The organism is Paenibacillus tyrphae (genome assembly GCF_027925525.1).
GTDB classification, from domain to species: domain Bacteria; phylum Bacillota; class Bacilli; order Paenibacillales; family NBRC-103111; genus Paenibacillus_G; species Paenibacillus_G tyrfis_B.
Window position 1 is genome coordinate 43,562 of the sequence record NZ_BSDJ01000014.1, and the last position, 16,684, is coordinate 60,245.

At 54.3% G+C, this 16,684-nt stretch carries 14 protein-coding genes; 4 read left to right on the plus strand and 10 right to left on the minus strand.

The features are described 5' to 3' along the window. Nucleotides 1-574 precede the first annotated feature (574 nt). From QMG93_RS18330 to QMG93_RS18350, 5 genes are all read right to left on the minus strand, one after another. Nucleotides 575-1,918 (minus strand): amidohydrolase, encoded by a 1,344-nt coding sequence (locus QMG93_RS18330; protein WP_281938914.1) that lies wholly within the window; start codon nucleotides 1,916-1,918, stop codon nucleotides 575-577. 226 nt (nucleotides 1,919-2,144) lie between these two features. Beyond that, the gene (locus QMG93_RS18335; RefSeq protein WP_281938916.1) at nucleotides 2,145-3,062 is read right to left on the minus strand and encodes a nucleoside hydrolase; all 918 of its coding nucleotides are present in this window, start codon (nucleotides 3,060-3,062) and stop codon (nucleotides 2,145-2,147) included. 28 nt (nucleotides 3,063-3,090) lie between these two features. After that, nucleotides 3,091-4,518: an MFS transporter gene (locus QMG93_RS18340; RefSeq protein ID WP_281938918.1), complete on the minus strand. Its 1,428-nt coding sequence runs from the start codon at nucleotides 4,516-4,518 to the stop codon at nucleotides 3,091-3,093. 194 nt (nucleotides 4,519-4,712) lie between these two features. Continuing rightward, nucleotides 4,713-5,483, minus strand: coding sequence for an IclR family transcriptional regulator (locus tag QMG93_RS18345; protein WP_281938920.1), 771 nt, complete (start codon nucleotides 5,481-5,483; stop codon nucleotides 4,713-4,715). Nucleotides 5,484-5,656: 173 nt separating this feature from the next. Further along, nucleotides 5,657-6,775 carry an amidase domain-containing protein gene (locus QMG93_RS18350; RefSeq protein ID WP_281938922.1) on the minus strand — a complete coding sequence of 373 codons (1,119 nt, stop codon included), beginning with the start codon at nucleotides 6,773-6,775 and terminating at the stop codon, nucleotides 5,657-5,659. A gap of 244 nt (nucleotides 6,776-7,019) precedes the next feature. Between QMG93_RS18350 and QMG93_RS18355 the strand changes: the two genes are divergently transcribed. Further along, nucleotides 7,020-8,168, plus strand: a complete 1,149-nt coding sequence (locus tag QMG93_RS18355; RefSeq protein WP_281938923.1) for an N-acetylmuramoyl-L-alanine amidase — start codon at nucleotides 7,020-7,022, stop codon at nucleotides 8,166-8,168. An 80-nt stretch (nucleotides 8,169-8,248) separates the two neighbouring features. Here the strand turns inward: QMG93_RS18355 and QMG93_RS18360 are convergent, their stop codons facing one another. Next, entirely contained in the window at nucleotides 8,249-9,181 is a 933-nt protein-coding gene (locus QMG93_RS18360; RefSeq protein WP_281938925.1) for a manganese-dependent inorganic pyrophosphatase, read from the minus strand. 220 nt (nucleotides 9,182-9,401) lie between these two features. On the opposite strand from QMG93_RS18360, the gene QMG93_RS18365 reads away from it, so the two are divergent. Genes QMG93_RS18365 through QMG93_RS18375 form a run of 3 tightly spaced genes read left to right on the plus strand, consistent with a single transcriptional unit; the run spans nucleotide 9,402 to nucleotide 13,117 of the window. After that, the gene (locus tag QMG93_RS18365; RefSeq protein WP_281938927.1) at nucleotides 9,402-10,478 is read left to right on the plus strand and encodes an endospore germination permease; all 1,077 of its coding nucleotides are present in this window, start codon (nucleotides 9,402-9,404) and stop codon (nucleotides 10,476-10,478) included. After that, on the plus strand, nucleotides 10,475-11,944 hold the full coding sequence (locus tag QMG93_RS18370) for a spore germination protein (protein ID WP_281938929.1): 1,470 nt from the start codon (nucleotides 10,475-10,477) through the stop codon (nucleotides 11,942-11,944). The genes QMG93_RS18365 and QMG93_RS18370 overlap by 4 nt, the downstream gene beginning before the upstream one ends. A gap of 3 nt (nucleotides 11,945-11,947) precedes the next feature. Then, a complete protein-coding gene (locus QMG93_RS18375) occupies nucleotides 11,948-13,117 on the plus strand; it encodes a Ger(x)C family spore germination protein (RefSeq protein WP_281938932.1) in 1,170 nt (389 codons plus the stop codon). Nucleotides 13,118-13,124: 7 nt separating this feature from the next. Here QMG93_RS18375 and QMG93_RS18380 read toward each other — a convergent pair whose 3' ends face one another. The 4 genes from QMG93_RS18380 to QMG93_RS18395 all read right to left on the minus strand — a co-directional run bounded on the left by QMG93_RS18380 (nucleotide 13,125) and on the right by QMG93_RS18395 (nucleotide 16,568). Continuing rightward, nucleotides 13,125-14,030 carry an ADP-ribosylglycohydrolase family protein gene (locus QMG93_RS18380; protein WP_281938934.1) on the minus strand — a complete coding sequence of 302 codons (906 nt, stop codon included), beginning with the start codon at nucleotides 14,028-14,030 and terminating at the stop codon, nucleotides 13,125-13,127. Between the two features lie 15 nt (nucleotides 14,031-14,045). Continuing rightward, a complete protein-coding gene (locus tag QMG93_RS18385; RefSeq protein WP_281938936.1) occupies nucleotides 14,046-15,074 on the minus strand; it encodes an AAA family ATPase in 1,029 nt (342 codons plus the stop codon). Further along, the gene (pnuC, locus tag QMG93_RS18390) at nucleotides 15,071-15,715 is read right to left on the minus strand and encodes a nicotinamide riboside transporter PnuC (RefSeq protein ID WP_281938938.1); all 645 of its coding nucleotides are present in this window, start codon (nucleotides 15,713-15,715) and stop codon (nucleotides 15,071-15,073) included. The genes QMG93_RS18385 and pnuC overlap by 4 nt, the downstream gene beginning before the upstream one ends. Before the next feature lie 82 nt (nucleotides 15,716-15,797). After that, nucleotides 15,798-16,568 (minus strand): NUDIX domain-containing protein, encoded by a 771-nt coding sequence (locus QMG93_RS18395; RefSeq protein WP_281938939.1) that lies wholly within the window; start codon nucleotides 16,566-16,568, stop codon nucleotides 15,798-15,800. Nucleotides 16,569-16,684: the final 116 nt, after the last annotated feature.

The following is a 16,684-nucleotide window of genomic DNA, read 5'->3' on the forward strand; positions in this document are numbered from 1 at the left end:
TGAGGATTTGAAACGCGCGAGGCCGGCCGCCATTTTTCGCGTACACTTGGTTTTGAACCTACCTATGAGGATTTGAAACTGCTTTCAGCGCTTCAAGTTCTTGGCGTTCTGCTGCTGGTTTTGAACCTACCTATGAGGATTTCAAACCCTGTCGCGCCGCACGTATTCCCATAAATAAAGATCTTCAAGTTTTGAACCTACCTATGAGGATTTGAAACTGCTAAATGGTTTCTGGATGAGTATCAGGCTTTTGGTTTTGAACCTACCTATGAGGATTTGAAACTCTGCCTTCTGGCCGATTCTTGCTTTTGCAATTGCGTTTTGAACCTACCTATGAGGAATTGAAACTTGGAGGAACTCTCCGAGATCGTCCAACAGCAGGCTGGTTTTGAACCTACCTACGAGGAATTGAAACGTTCATGGCTGTTCACTTTCCCCTTCTTCTTGTCGTTTTGAACCTACCTATGAGGATAGAAACTGATTTCCATCAAACTCCTTTTCTAACCCTCCCCCTCCCCCTAAACAACAAAAAACACCGCGGCTCAGGGCAAACCTGACTACCGCGGCGTTTCCGCTACACTCCCGCTTTTTCCGCGGTCGATTTCATTCGCTGCGCGCTTTCATAAAGGATGCGCTCCTCGTCGAGCGTCAACACTTCCCGCTGCTTCATCACCAGTTTCCCGTCGATGATGACGTCCTCGACATCCCTGCTCGTCACCGATTCGACAATCATGTTGATCAAGCTGTGGGACGGCGAGATATGCGGCTGATCGATATCAATAAGAATAAGGTCTGCTTTCTTGCCGATCTCGACCGTCCCGATCTCGTTTCCTAGCAGCATGGCTTTCGCGCTGCCGATCGTGGCCATCTTGATCAATTCCTTGGCCGGGAGCACGACCGGATCGAACACCGGAAGACCCCAGGACATGTGGATGCCTGAGCGGAACACCCGCATTTCGTCGAAAAGACTCAGATTCGAAGAGGACGACCCGTCGCTTCCCATGCCGATGTTCATGCCCATTTGCATCATTCTCGGCGTCTTCGGAATGCCGTGACTGCTGAAATTAACCCGCGGGCAGTGCACGATGTTGACGTTCCGCTCTTTGAGCAAGTCGATCTCGCCTTCGGAATAAACCACATTGTGCGCCGTCAGCAGGTTCGGGCCCAGCGCACCGAGGGAATCCAGATATTCCGCCGGTCTTTTCTTGTACTTCTCCAGACAATACCTCACCTCATCGCGGTGCTCCGCCAAGTGGGCGTGTAGGCCCGTATTGTATTGTCTGGCCTTCTCAGCCGCGGCTTGGATCAGCTCCGGCGAGCAGGACATCACCTGCCGGATGCCGAACCAAATCTGGATTCTCCCGTCGCCTGCGCCGTGATACGTCTTGTACAACCATTCGTTGCTGTCGATAATGTCTTGCATCGGCTGCTTCATCGAGTCCGGGAGAAAGTCCCCGATATCGATGGCGGAACGCGTGATCGCGGCCCGCATGCCGGATTGGACGGCAGCCTCCGCCGCTTGATGCATATGCACACCACCGGCGTCCGCAAAGGCCGTCGTCCCCGACTTGATCATTTCGAGACAGCTCAGCTCCGCACTGACCCGGACGTCCTGCTCGTCCAGATTTCCTTCGAACGGAACGAGGATGCGCGACCAGATCATCGGCAGCTCGTCCATCGTTCGCCCCTTCAAAAGCTGCTGGCACGTATGCGTGTGCGCGTCGACCAAGCCGGGCATGCACAGCTTTCCTTTTCCATCCAGAAGGTGCTCCGGCTCGTATTTCACTTTCAGTTCGTCATAGGCTCCGATCTCGACGATCCGCGAGTCGTGAATCGCAATGGACTGCCCTTCTATAATCTCGAAGTCGGGAGTCATCAAGGCAGTATGTTTGATCAAAATATCGCATTTCATAAGCATTTAAGCAGGCTCCCCTCACACTCTCTATTTGTCCTCCATATAAGAACATCGTTCTCCTACCCATGCAAAAAAATTTTTGCCGTTCCCACGTTCCCACGCCGTTAACCTGCCGAACGTACGTACACGTACCATACCGGCGGCACGCCCGATTCCCCCCGCAGCGGCGCTTTCACCCATGTCGCATCATCGAACCCTGCCCTCGGCGAAGCCCTTTTCTCGCCGCGCCTCAGATGACATGCGCAAAGAAATCCTTCATGAACCGTTCCGCGTCGACTTGCACGCATACGAGTGTCGTCGGCTCCGTTGTCCGGTACAAATCCTCCGTCGTCCGGCCGAGCGCGTTGTCTTCCAGATCCACCTTAATATTCATCGGCACGGTGCGGACCAGATCGGGATAGACCGCAACGCCGACGGCGAGAGGATCATGGAGCGCGCAACCTTTCAGATAAGGATGGAGCTTGCTGTAAGCATCCAGATAAAACTCGGTAAATTGGGCGAAAGAGGTGCTTGCCGGCGTCCCTTTTTCCCTCCATTGCTGTGCATCCGCTCTCGTGAGCAGCGTTTTTCTCGTCACATCCAGCCCCACCAACGTGATCGGCATTCCCGACTCCAGTACGATACTAGCCGCCTCCGGGTCGATGATAATGTTGGCTTCGGCGAATTTGGTTACGTTGCCCGGGGTCGTGACGGCTCCGCCCATAATGACGACTTTGCCGACCATCCCGGCAATTTCGGGCGCTTTGAAGAGCGCAGCGGCCAGATTCGTCAGCGGCGCGGTGGCAACGATCGTCAAATCCTTCTTGTGCTCATAAATTTGCTCGATAAGGAAATCTACCGCATGCTGCGAGGACGGAACCGGACCTTCGACTGGACCTAACGTCTCGCCGAGCCCGTCGGTACCGTGAATTTTGCCGTTATATTCCCGGATGCGCTGCAGCGGTTTTTCCGAGCCTCGGAACACAGGAATGTCGGTGGCGCCCAGCACTTCGAGAATTTTGCGCGAATTCCGGCACGAATAATCCACCGGGGCCATCCCGTAAGTCGTCGTGACGCCCAGCAGTTCGACCGTCGGCAGCGAGACGGCATAAGCAATCGCCAACGCGTCGTCAATCCCCGTATCCACATCCAGAATCATTTTTTGCATGGTACTCTCTCCCTTCTATTCTTCCATCCTATACTGCTTCTTTCTCCACGATCATTTCACTCGCCAGCCTTTGCCGCTCCTTCCGCCCGTAGAACACCTCGAACAGCACCATGCCCACCACCAGCATCAGCGAGAACAGCAAGCATACGTTGCTGTACAGATGCACATGCTTCAAGCCTTCGGGTACGGGCAGCAGTTTGAAGTCCAGCGTGTCCTGGGAAATGAGAATACCGACCAGCGCGACGAACAGGGACAAAATAATTTTGGTGATCAGATTGTAGACGCTCATACTGATTCCTACCCGATCGTCGGGCAGCAGACCTGTAAACGAAGTGTAAAACCCGGAATAAATGATCGTGTAACCGATCCCAAACAAGGCCAGCGCGATCCACATATAAATGATATTCATCCCAAGGAAAATGCCGAACATTAACATCCCGGCCAAGACGATGCTCGTTCCCACATAAAATGCTTTTAGTTTGCCGATTTTATTCGTGATTTTTCCGGCAAGCATCCCCGAAATGAAGGCCCCGAAGTTCGCAGGAACGAACATAAGCCCGATCACTTCGATCCCCGCGCTGTACACGTCGCGAATGAAGAACGGGAAAATAAAGAAAAAGGCGGACTGCACGCAATAGATCAGAATCGACACCAGCAGCAGAGGGGTGTACGTTTTAATGCGGAACACCGACAAATCCAGGATCGGGTCCGTACGTTTCTTGGAATATAGAACAAAGAAAACAAGAATCACGAGTCCGACCAGGCCGATGAGCATATCCTTTCTCGTCACCGCCAGAATGAGAACGGTGGAAAGCACGGTCAAAATGATCGCGCCGATGATATCGAGCTTGCCTTTTTTTCCGGTTTCGTCCGGAAGATACTTCAAGAAGACGGGAAGCGTTATCAGAACGACGAGCGGAAGCAGGAACGAGAACGTCCACGAGAAATATTTGGCGACGTAGCCGCCGATAATATGGCCGATGCCGGCCGATAACTGGTACATGGCAGTACCGTAGCCGAGGTAGAGAGGCTGTTGTTCTTTCGGAGCGTATCTCCGCACGAGTACGATGAAGCAGCCGGGAATGACCGCTGCCCCCATGCATTGAATGGCTCTGGCCAGGACAACCAGCACAAACGAGGACTGAACGATAAAGCCCAGAAGCGAACCCGCCACAAAGGTAACGACGCCAAAGACGAACAGTTTGCGGAACGAGATGCTGTCGGAGAGCGCCGCATAGATGGCTCCGCCGACGCCCAGAATGAGCCCGCCGATCGTGACGACCCAACTGACGGTCCCCGGGGTGATCGCGAAATCTTCCGCGATTTTCGGCGTGACCAGCGAAAAAACGTTTTCATTAAACACCTGCATGAAGAGTAAAAAGATGACCCAAGGCATCGCGATTAAGATGACCTTGGAATTCACGCTGCTGTTATCCGTATGTCTGTCTTGACCCATGTTCTTTCACTCCCCCATAAAGTTTAAAAAACGTCAATCCGTGCCGCCGCGCCATCGTTATACCGGGCATATGACATAGGATCACCTCCTTGTCTTAGTTTCAATCAAGAAAACGCTATCATATTTCGTTGTCAAACGGGCAGCCTCATCGTTCTTATATGCGGAACAACGTTCTTTCAAATGTCTAAAAAAAATTAACGCGCGCCAAGTCTCTTGGATATCAAGTCCGCTGCAGCCTGGCACTGCCGGAGTAAGCTGTCTGTAATATCGTTCATCCGGAACTCCAATCCGGAGATGGACAACCCGGCTACAACTTCCCCTGAATGGTCCATGATCGGAACGGCAATCCCCATGCCTCCCAGCGAGAAGTCGTTGGACGAGATGCAATAGCCTTGTTTTCGGATCGTCTGCAGTTGCTGCCGAAGCTCGTCCGGGTCACTGACCGTATAGTCCGTAAATTTCGGCAAGCCTTTCGATATGATTTTGTCAATCTTGTCCTCGGGGAGATAAGCTAGTAATATTTTGGTGGTGGCTCCTGCATGCAGCGGAACCCTCTTGCCTAAGGGAGACGTGTACCGTACGCTTTGCGTGCTTTCGACCTTCTCGACGCAAATGCCCTCCAGACCGTCAACGATCATGAGCATAACCGTCTCTTTGGTGTTCTCGCACAACTCTTCCATGACCGGCTTTGCAACCGTTCGCAAATTCATTTGATTGCCGACGACGACACCTAATTCGAACAGCTTGATCCCGAGCATATATTTCTGGCTCTGCGGATTTTGGGTGACGAAGCCGCGGTGCTCCAACGTGACCAGCATGCGATGAACGACGCTTTTGTACAGACCCAGATGTTCGCTAAGCTCGGTCACTCCCCATTCGGGCTTCTCGATCGTGAAGCATTCCAGCATTCTCAGAATCCGGTCCCCGGTCTCCAGAATCGCCGTTTTCTTCGTATTGTTTTTCATGGGCAGCTAACCTTTCGTTCCGCAAATAAGAACAATGTTCTTTTTTGTTGATTTTTCTTTCATTATAGATTTTTTAACCGGGGAAAGCAATAAGGTTGATTGAAAGATGGCGTCTGGAAAATAAATACTGCCGGGACATGTGGATTTGCCCGGCAGCATCGATCGCATCTTAATTAATTTAAATAAGCCGAATTAATATAGAAGAACTCGAACTTGCTGTCGCTGAAATTGGCGAACGAAGCTTTCAATTTGTCGTTCGTATGGGCGCTGTATTGCATCGTCACGGTATCGTTAGCCACGACAAACATCACATGCGAGTAATCCAACGCGCTGATAAATCCGCCGGCCGGCGTGGTGACTTTCGTCGTTTTGTAGAAATATTTCTTGGTGCGGACCATGTAATCTTCCAAGCCGTTGCTAATGTTGCGGCCCGTGTTCACCCAGGCAATCGACTCGGGCTTCCATGTGCTGTCCGTCGGAATCCCGCCGGCATACATCGCTTGGGAAACATAGTTCGCGCAATCGACCCCGCCGCTCTCCGTATGAAACTTGTAGTTTTTATTCCACTTGCTTGTATCGTAGTAAGGCGAGCTAGTCACCGTAGACGTGTACCTATTCGCATAATCTCTTGCCGCAATCCGGTTGTACGTAAAAGCAGCCTGGGGCTGGACTGCGCTTCTTACCGTGTAAGCCCGATTGGTCGTAACCGCTTCCAACAAATCCTTTTGTCCAGACTTCATCATCGTTTCCTCGGTTTCAGGAATGAAGTGGGCCGCCGGAATCCAATCCATATAATTCAAAAATTCAAGCTTTGCACTTGAGTTATCGATGTTGCCGTTGACAACCTTGGCCGTAAGCCGGAACGAGTCGTTCTGCTCCGTTGCCGTGCCGATATATTCGCTGAGGTCTTTGAGCCGGTCGCTGATGACCTGTTCGGTTTCCATGGCGCTGATCGCGTTGGTTTGCTTTAATGCGGCGGATTGCTTCTTCATTCCTTTAACGTAAGGAATTTCGTCGACCGACTTGGCTTTTAACGTTTTGTTTAAAGAAATATTGACTCTTGCCGTCAGCACATTGTCCTTCACCGAGTACTCGGAGATGTCGCTGTCGATAGTATTCAACGTGTAGTAAGGCTTGTAAGCTTGCCCGACAAAATCGACAACGAATTTTTGGGCCTCTTCCCGGACTTTCGCATCGCCCGCCTTCAGAGTCGTGTCATCGGCGAAAGCGACGGCTGAAGTTAAAGCAAATAACATGATCGCGCTTGCAGCTATTTTTTTACCGAACATCATTCATTCCTCCTCGATTTGAATTGTCATCGGCGTGCGATCTGATCCCGCACACAATGCAACTATATAACAAATGGCCGGCTCGCAGAGGATTATGAATGATCCTGCAGAAAAACCGCGTTATGACGCACGGAAGATGTCGAAAATTCGCTGGATTAAGAAATATTTAGAAATAAAAGGAGGATTTTTGCAGTTTCCCGCCTAATTATTAGATGGATGTCATTCCATTTTTTAGGAGGGTTCTCGAATGAAGGCTCGTCATGTACTAGGCATTTTATCTTTGGCGGCACTGTTCGCGGTCAGCGCGCCATGGGCAAGCTATGCGGAGGAAGCGGCAAAGGACAGCGGCAGCCCAATAAACATGGAGCTGCAGCAATTGGACACGGAAGCCAAGCTGACAAACGAGCAGGCTTTCGTCGTGCCCGATACCTTATTGGCAGCATTCGATGAAGCATCGAAGCAGTATAAGGTCCCCCGCGATTTGCTCATAGCGATCGGCTGGAACGAATCGCGGCTAAGCAGCCATGAAGGCCTTCCCAGTTTTGAAAACGGTTACGGAATGATGAACCTCGTTTCCAATCCGGTCAAGCAAACACTGGAAAAAGCATCCCAGCTTTCCGGACTCGACGTCAATTTGCTGAAATCCGATGATAAGTCGAACATTATGGGAGCGGCCGCGCTTCTTGCCGATTTTCAAAAGACGGCCAACCCCGAATTCCGGGAATCGTCCAATCTGTCGGACTGGTCCAATGCCGTCAAAATGTATCTGGGCTCGGAAAATGACGAGCTGAACGTCTCTTATCTTCAGCAAGTGCTGGGTACTTCCAAGCTGTTTATTCCCTCGGGGAATAAGGTAACGATTAAAAACGAAATCGTCATTTCCGGTCTTGCCGGAAAGCCGGTGGTGAAGCCGATTTGGAAGGCGGCGCATCCCACCAATTATGCAACCGGAAACCGCGGCCGCGGAACCATTACGCATCTGGTGATCCACGTCATGCAGGGTACTTACGCCGGCTCCATCAGTTGGGCGCAGCAAAAGCATGACGGGCCTTCGGCCGCGCACTATTACGTAAGAAGCTCAGACGGCGAAATTACCCAGATGGTCAAAGATAAAAATATTGCCTATCACGCCCGCAGCGCGAACTCTTACACCATCGGGATCGAGCACGAAGGCTACGTTAGCGATCCGAAAAAATGGTTTACCTCGACCATGTACAACCAGTCGGCCAAGCTGGCGGCTCTCATGTGCTATACCTATGGAATTCCGGTCGATCGGAGTCACATCAAAGGGCATAGCGAGTACCCAAATCAGACCCACACTGACCCAGGGTCCGGTTGGGATTGGACGACGTACATGCGTTACGTGAAGGCCTGGTACGCCGAATATCAAAAGTGAAACTAACATAGCACGATGGCTTCAGAGGAATAAAAGGCCGCCAAGCGCAATGCGCCGGCGGCCTTGTTTTCATCCCTAGATTACAGCTTGTTGAACGTGTCGGTGAGCACCGGTACGATCTGCGATTTGCGAGAGACGACGCCTTTGAGCACGGCTTTGTTGTCTTCCAGCTTCACGTTGTACGCTTGCTCCACGGCATGCGCGGCGCGGCCAAGGGCCAAGCCGATCGAATCGTTGTTCAAGATGTCCGTTACGACGAAGAGGAACAGGTCCAGGTTTTTCTCCGCGATGATGCCGGAGAGAGCCGCTTCCAGCTCCGCTTGGCGCGACAGCACGTCGTTCGTGTCGACGGCGTTCACTTGGGCGATTTCCACTTTGTAGCTGCCCATTTGGAATTCTTTGGCGTCGAGTGTGATCAGTTGGGCGATCGTTTTGTCGCTCAAATCTGCGCCGGCTTTGAGCATCTCCAGACCGTAAACTTCGGCGTTCACGCCGGCGATTTCGGCCAGCTCGCGGGCAGCGGCTACGTCTTCATCCGTGCAGGTAGGCGACTTGAACAGCAGCGAGTCGGAAATGATCGCGGACAGCATGAGACCCGCGATTTCTTTCGGAATGGCGACCCCGTTTTCTTTATACAGCTTTTTCAGAATCGTCGCCGTGCAGCCGACAGGCTCGGCACGGTAATAGAGCGGGCCGCTTGTCTCGAAGTTAGCGATGCGGTGGTGATCGATGACCTCCAGCACGCGAACCTGATCGATGTCGGAGGCGCTTTGCTGACGCTCGTTGTGGTCGACCAGAATGACGTTTTTCGCTTCGTTCGACACCGTCTCGACAAGGCGCGGAGCTTCCACTTTGAAGTAGTCGAGCGCGTATTGGGTTTCCCCGTTTACGCTGCCCAAGCGGACAGGCTCGACATTTTGGCCTAGCTGAGTTTTCAAATGCGCATACGCAACGGCGGAACAGATCGTATCGGTGTCTGGGTTCTTATGTCCGAAAATAAGTACTTTATCCATCCTTATTCTCCTTACTTGTTTTGTTTTGGCGAGAAAAGTATACCGTACATCCACATTCACAATCAAGATTTCCCACACAGATTATATCGCAAAACTATCATTATTCCTATCCCTTTAATAGAATTACTTCGCTTCCCAGACGCGATATCGTTGGATAAAACTTTACCCAACGGAAGATAATATTGGTAAATTGGGTAACGAATCCAAACGGTGAGAGCACATGCCAACCATTTCACTCCTGCAAGCATCCATGATTCTGATGTTGTCGACGGGATTGATGAATCATGTCATCATTATTCCGGTTATGCTGGAGGTATCGGGCAGGGACGCTTGGATCTCCGTCCTCTTTGCAACGGTTTTATATATTATATGGCTGGCCTTGATCTATTGCATCGTCCGGCGTACCGGGAACCGGCACATTGCGGAGTGGATCCGCATCCGGTTCGGCAAGTTTTGGGCCGTCCTGTTCGCAGCCGTCTTTGCCGCTTATTTGTTGTACATCGGCGCGGTCACGACCGTGGATACGATCAAATGGTCCCGGATTTACTTGCCGCTGATGCCCGGACTTTCCCTTACGGTCCTGCTCGTAGGGATTTGCTTTTACAATGCCTATAAAGGGCTCCGAAGCATCGCCATGACGGCCGCGCTGCTGCTTCCCATTGTCGTCATTCTCGGTTTCTTCGTCATGTCGTCCAATATTCCGCACAAAAATTACGGTTTATTGCGGCCGTTTTTCGAGAATGGCTCCGGCCCCGCACTGCGGGGAATTCCGTATATCGGGGCCGGCTTAAGCGAGTTATTCGTCCTTGTCTTGATGCGGCACCGCATTCACAAAACGTTAAAGTACGTTCATCTTCTAGTGTTAGGCATCATCTTGGTAGGGCTGACCATGGGGCCTCTGATCGGAGCGATTGTCGAGTTCGGGCCGGTCCGGGCCGGCTTGCTGCGGTATCCCGCATTTGAAGAATGGAGACTGGTGAACCTCGGAAAATATATCGAGCATCTCGACTTTTTATCCGTATACCAATGGCTGTCAGGCGCCTACATTCGAATTTCCTTGGCGATGTATCTGATCGCAGACATGGCAAGCCTTCTCTGGAAACAAAAATCGGTTCCATGGCTGATCGTATGCTCGGGGCTGTTCATTATCGCGCCTTATTTTCCTGTAACGGGCCTGCGGTTTCTCGGTACGCTGCAAACGACGCTGCCCTATATATCGGGCGCGGTGCTGGCACTGTCCTTCACGCTGGCAGGAATGACCTTGCTGCCCTGTCGCCAGAAAGGGAATGGACCATGAACACTCATCATGAGCTGCCGCCTGTAAAAAACGAACCGTATTTGCGCTCGGTCTATGAGAACAGCCAGGACATTTTGTTTTTCACCATCGAATATCCGGTCTCTTCGGGCGAAAGCACACGACTGCTGCTTTATTATTGCCAAGGCTTGACCGATACCGACAAGCTAAACCAGACCGTCCTGCCAAGACTGGCGGAGGCTGCCCCGGACATTGCGAGTGAAGCTCCTCACGTCCTTTCCGGCATCACCGGGCTGAATCTGCAGCCGGTCGACGGAAAGGACTGGTTTCGGCAGGCCAATGACCTGCTGTTCCGAGGCCACCTGCTAATTTTGACGGAATCGGACCGCTTATACAGCTGCAATCTGGCCGCTCCGCTGAGCCGAACTCCGGAAGAGCCCAAGACGGAAACCTCCTTGCTGGGTCCCCGGGACGGTTTCATCGAACAGCTCGATACGAATGTCGCGCTGATCCGGAAACGGCTGCTATCCCATCATCTGAGCTATAAGGAATTCCGCGTCGGCCTCAAATCCCGCACCCGGGTCGGTTTGATGTATATGGACGGAACGGCGGACCCGCGGACCATTCGGGAGGTAGAGGAGCGCATCTCAAGGCTGGAGATGGATGGCCTCTTCAGCATTTCGGAGCTGATCGAGCGGATCGTCGATTCCAAATTTGCACTGTTTCCCGCCGCTTATCATTCGGGGCGCCCGGATTTCGCCGTCCGGGCCCTGCTGAAAGGCAGGCTGGTCATTCTCTTCGACGGATCGCCCACCGTTGCGATCGCGCCGATTACCGTGACGTTCGCCTTCAAATCCGCCGAAGACGCGCATACCCATTTCTATTTCGTCGCCTTCGGTCGACTGCTGCGCATGTTCGGTTTGTTTCTGGCCGTTTTTTTGCCCGGCTTCTGGATCGCGCTGCTGACGTTTCATCAAGACCAGTTTCCGGTGAGCATGCTGGCTACGATTGTCATTTCGCGGCAGGGCGTCCCTTTTCCGAGCCAGTTGGAGCTATTCGCCATGCTGATCCTGTTCGAGCTGTTTCGCGAAGCGGGGATGCGTCTGCCGCCTAACATCGGGCAGACGCTGTCGGTGGTGGGAGGCCTCATCATCGGTCAAGCCGCGATCAGCGCCGGTCTGGCCTCGCCGAGCATGGTGGTCGTGATGGCCACCAGCATGGTCGCTTCCTTCGTGACGACAACCCAGACGCTGTTCGGAACGATCTCGATTTTACGCATTTTCGTGCTGATTTTGTCGGCGAGCTTCGGCTTGTACGGCTTCCTGCTCTCGGCCTTTGCAATCATCACCTACGTGGTGAACCTGACCTCCTTCGGCGTTCCGCTCATGTCACCGTTGTCTCCTACGTCGATGAAGGAAATCGTTCCGGAGCTTTTTCGCACCCCATTCAATCGTTTGACGAAAAGGCTCCGCTTTTTGAAGAAGATATCGCCCAAACGGGAGGAATGACCGATGCGCAGGCATCCTTTGCTCCAATTGATGCTTATTTTGCCGCTGCTCCTGCTGCTCTCATCCTGCGGCATGCGGTCCGTCGAACAGGTCATTTACCCGAATGCGATCGGTATCGATTATGTGAAAGGCCAATATAAGGTGTACGTCCAAGTGATTGATTTTACGAACATCGCCAAGGTCGAGAGCGGGGGCCGGCGGGCCAATCCGAGCAATTTTATCGGGGAAGGCACGGCCTCCACCTTCGATGAAGCCATCTTTCAAGTGTACCGCACGTCGCATCAATCCGTTTCCTGGAGCCACATCTCCGCGATCGTCTTCAGCAAAGCGCTGCTGGAGCATGGGATCACGGACGTCATGGATCTGTGGGGCCGGTTCAACGAATTCCGGCAGACGCCGTGGGTGTTCGGAACTGAAAGTCCAATGCGGGAGATTTTGTCGGCTAACCCGATTCTGAACATTTCGATGCTGTATTCCCAGCTTAGCAGTCCGATGGATATATACCGGCAAAGCTCTTTTATCGAGCCGCTGCGGCTGTACCATTTTATGTCTACTCTGTACGAGCCCGGAATGACCTCTCTCCTGCCTTCCATCGACATCAACGAAAAAGCGTGGACCAAAAACACAGCTCCACATAAGAACCTAATGATGGATGGCGTGTACGGCATGAAGAAGGACAAGCTGGTCGCGGCGATGCCGAGTAAAGATTTGCTCGGCTTCCGCTGGATGAACCGCTCTACCGTCCGGGGCGTGCTTGCGCTGGGCGATCCGAAGCGGCCGTCGGCCGTGGTCGTCATGCAGAAGCCGAAAGCCGTGATCACGCCCGTGGTACAGCAAAACCGGGTAAGCTTCAACATCGAGGTATCCGCTTCCGGCGGCGTATTTCAATATAACCGTCCAATGGACGAAAAGGAGATTCAGCGGCAAGCGGAGCAGAAAATAAAAGAAGAAATCGAGCACACGTATCGCAAAGGACTGGAGCGCAAAATGGATGTGCTGCAGCTATCTGACGCGCTATACCGCAAGGACCCGAAAAAATGGCGAAAACTCGCCCAAAAGGACGAGTTTTTCCTCAATAAAGACTCTCTGCAAAGCGTAAAGGTAAAGGTTCGCATGGACAATTCGCAAAAGCTGAAGCTGAAACGGCCTTCCATGTTAAAAGAGAAGAGCTGAGCCGCTTCTACTGCGAACCGTCGGAGGCAGCCCGCCGCAGTGCCGTCAGCCGCCCGGCCACGGCGTCCAGCCGGTCCTGGATCAAGATGGCGTCCGCATACGCGGCCGGGATGCCGGCGTAGCCGTAATACACGCCCGCCAGCCCGCCGGCGATGGCGCCGATCGTGTCGCTGTCGCCGCCGAGATTGGCGGCCCGCTGCACGACATCGGCGAAGCCGTCGCCCTGCTGCAGGCAGTGGAGCGCCCAGCGCAGCGTATCGACGACGAAGCCGGTCGGCTCGCAGTCCGGCGCTTCGGCCAGCGCGGAAGCATACGGCGTGCCCTGCGTTTCCGCCGCCATCGCCGGGCGCAGCTCTTCGCCGTTCAGCAGCCGCAGCGCGATGCGGTTGTACAAGCCGCACGCTTCGTTGCAGCGCTCGTCGTAGTGCGTCATCTTCGACTGCATCCGCGACATGCGGTCGATCCGGTCCGGGTCGGCGTAGGCGAGCGCCACCGGCAGGCAGCGCATCAGCGAGCCGTTGCCCGCGCTGCGGCCCAGGTCTTGATCGGCCAGAAAGGCCGCCTCGAACCAATGGCCGTCATACCGTGTGAACGCCCGCCGGATAATATTACCGATATCCTTCGGATCGGAACGGTACCACGCCAGGAAGCGTTCCCCGATGCTCGCCATCGGGTCGTTCGGGTCGTCGAGAATGCCTTCAGCCACGCAAAGCGTCATCATCGTATCGTCCGTAACCTCCCCCGGTTCGAGGTCCCACACCCCGCCGCCGATGATGTCGGTCAAATAGCCGTACTTGCGGTGAATTTCCTTGGCGCTCATGAATTCGGTCGTCCCGCCGAGCGCATCGCCGACGGCGACGCCGTACAGCCCGCCTTTGATGCGGTCTGCCATGCTTTTTCCTCTATCGCTCATCCCGATTTCCCCCTCCTATAGTTCCGCCCACGGTGCGCCGAGGCTCGCATACTTGCGGTAGCGGCTCAGCACCCGCTTCACCTGCGCGATCCGTTCCTCCAAGCTGCCGTGCAGCGGGATGTAAGGCACCCGCCGCGCCGCCAGATCGGCCGCAATCTGCTTCTGGAACACGCGGCGCTGCACGTCGCCCGAACGGTCCCACGTGTCGTCGTACGGAATGTCGTCGCTGCACATGAAGACGAGATCGTAACGCGAAGCCGCTTGCGCCGCCAAGTCCCGAAGCCGCGGCAGCGCCATTCCGTGGTAATAGTGCGCGAACATGAACGTCGTGATCGCATTCGTATCGACGAAGAGATACCCGTTCGCCTCCGGCAGCAGCTTTTCCTCTCTGGCCACATGCCCCTCGGCTATCTCTACCAGTTGGTCCGGCGTCAGCCGGCGGTCGGTCTGATGCTGCTCCCAATACTCGCGTCCGTACTCCGGCATCCAGACCGTTCCGAACTCGCGGGCCAGCGCTTCGCACACGGTCGTTTTGCCGGTCGAGGGCGCGCCAAGGAAGACGACGGTCGTCATCAGATCCCGGTACACCAGCGGATGGACAAACTCACGGTTCGCGGGCGGGTCTTGCCTCACCGCCGTTCCCGATACCGGAAACGCCTCCCGCTTCGGGTCAACCTGCCGGTTCACGGCGTTCAGCGCTTCGCTCATATGCTCGCCGTACGGCTCGCTGGAATAAAAGTGCGTCACTCTTCGCCCGCCAAGCAGGCCGAGCATATAATCCTCCTGCGCCTTCTTGATCTCCGGTGTATACCCTGTTTCCGTCGGCCCGTCCCAAGCCTCGATCACTTCGACCTCGGGATACAGGGCGCGAATCCAGTCCGCCCGCACCGTCAGCGGAATGTCCGTCGTTTCGGGACAATCGTAGATGACGACGATCACGTGATCGGTCTCCGCGAGGGCCGTTTCGATCATATATTGGTGCCCCCGGTGCAAAGGCGCGAATTTGCCGAGCGTCAGGCCTACCGTTAACTGTTTGTCGCTCATAAGCTCACCCCCATGCGGTCCGCCCGGTATTCGCTGCGCCACTGGATCAGCCCGCTTGTCGCAATGCCGAGGAAAATAACGTACAGCGCCGCTAAAACATACAGCTCTTTATACGCATACATCCCGATCGACAGCACGTCGACCGCAATCCAGAAATGCCAGTTTTCCAGCACCTTGTTCGACAACAGCAGCTGCGCAAGAATGCTCAGCGTCGCAATGAACGCGTCCGCATAAGGGATCGACGCGTCTGTGAACCGGGCGAGCACGTAGCCCCAGCCTGCCGTCACGACGACGAGCAGCAGCACCAGCCACAAGCCGAGCTGGGGCGTCATCCGCCGCGTCGGCCGCACCTTCGCCTGACCGCGCTTGGTCAACCAGACGATCCAGCCTTGAATGCTCAAGACGAAAAACACCACCTGCAGCGTCATATCCGCGTACAGCTTCGCATCGTAGAACATAACGAAAAAGCATGCTACATTCACCAGCCCGACGGGAAAGCACCAAATGTTTTGCCGCGCCGTCAGCCATACGCTGAGTAGTCCGCTTGTGGTCGCCGCAATCTCCAGCGGCGTCGACGACGTGAAATAAGCGACCAGCAGCATGCAGGCGAGCAGTCCGACCATCGTATACCATCGATCCATGAATCTCATCCTCCCGATGTAGTTCTTCGTTGACAATTCAATTTCAATACTTTCAAAACGACTATATTGAATCCCAAAAAAATTAGCTGTACAACGACAGCTTCGGCAGATTGCCGGTAAAACGGTACAACTGTGCGGCGCGCTGCGAGTAGCGGTTCGATTTCTTCGGTTCCCCGTTCGCGTCGCGAATCTCCTCCAATACTCCGCTGCGGCTCTGGGTCGCTTTCATTTTGCGGATGAAATTCGCTTCCTCGAAGTCCGGCACCACCGTCCGGATGACCTGATACAGCTCGCCGAGCGTGAATTCGTCCGGCAGAAACTCTCCGGCAATCGGGGTGACCAGCATGCTCTGCTTGACCCGCTCCAGCGCATCCGAGAGAATCCGCCTGTGGTCGAAGGCCAGCTCCAGCCGGGTCAGCGCCTCGGACACCGGAAACAGCGCCACCTCCGCCGCATCGTCGGCAGCAGCCCGCGCGGCCAAATATTTCTCATGCACCAGCGCGAAAAAAGCATGGGAGATAATCCATCCCCGCGGGTCCCGGCCCGGGTCGCTGTAGACGTTGAAGTATTCCATGTGAACGCCGTCTACACCGGTTTCCTCCTGCAGCTCGCGTCTCGCGGTCTCATACATCGACTCCGTCTCCCGGGAGAAGCCTCCGGGCAGCGCCCACATGCCCTCGAACGGCCATACCTTCCGCTTGATGAGCAGCACTTGCAGCTCCCGCTTCGGCAGCGATTTCGTCGCCGTCGGCTGCGGCTCGGACGTAATGGTGAAGATGACGATATCCGCCGGCGCCCCGTCCGGCGTCCGGTATTTGCTTGCCGTATAGTTCGAACCGTTTTCCATAGTCATGCGCCGCTCCTCCTTATATTCTCCGTTTCGATAATATCATTATGACATTTTTGATTCATTTGTCAAGGCCGAACAAACAAAACTGCCGCTCGCAAAGGAACGGCAGGAACCAACTC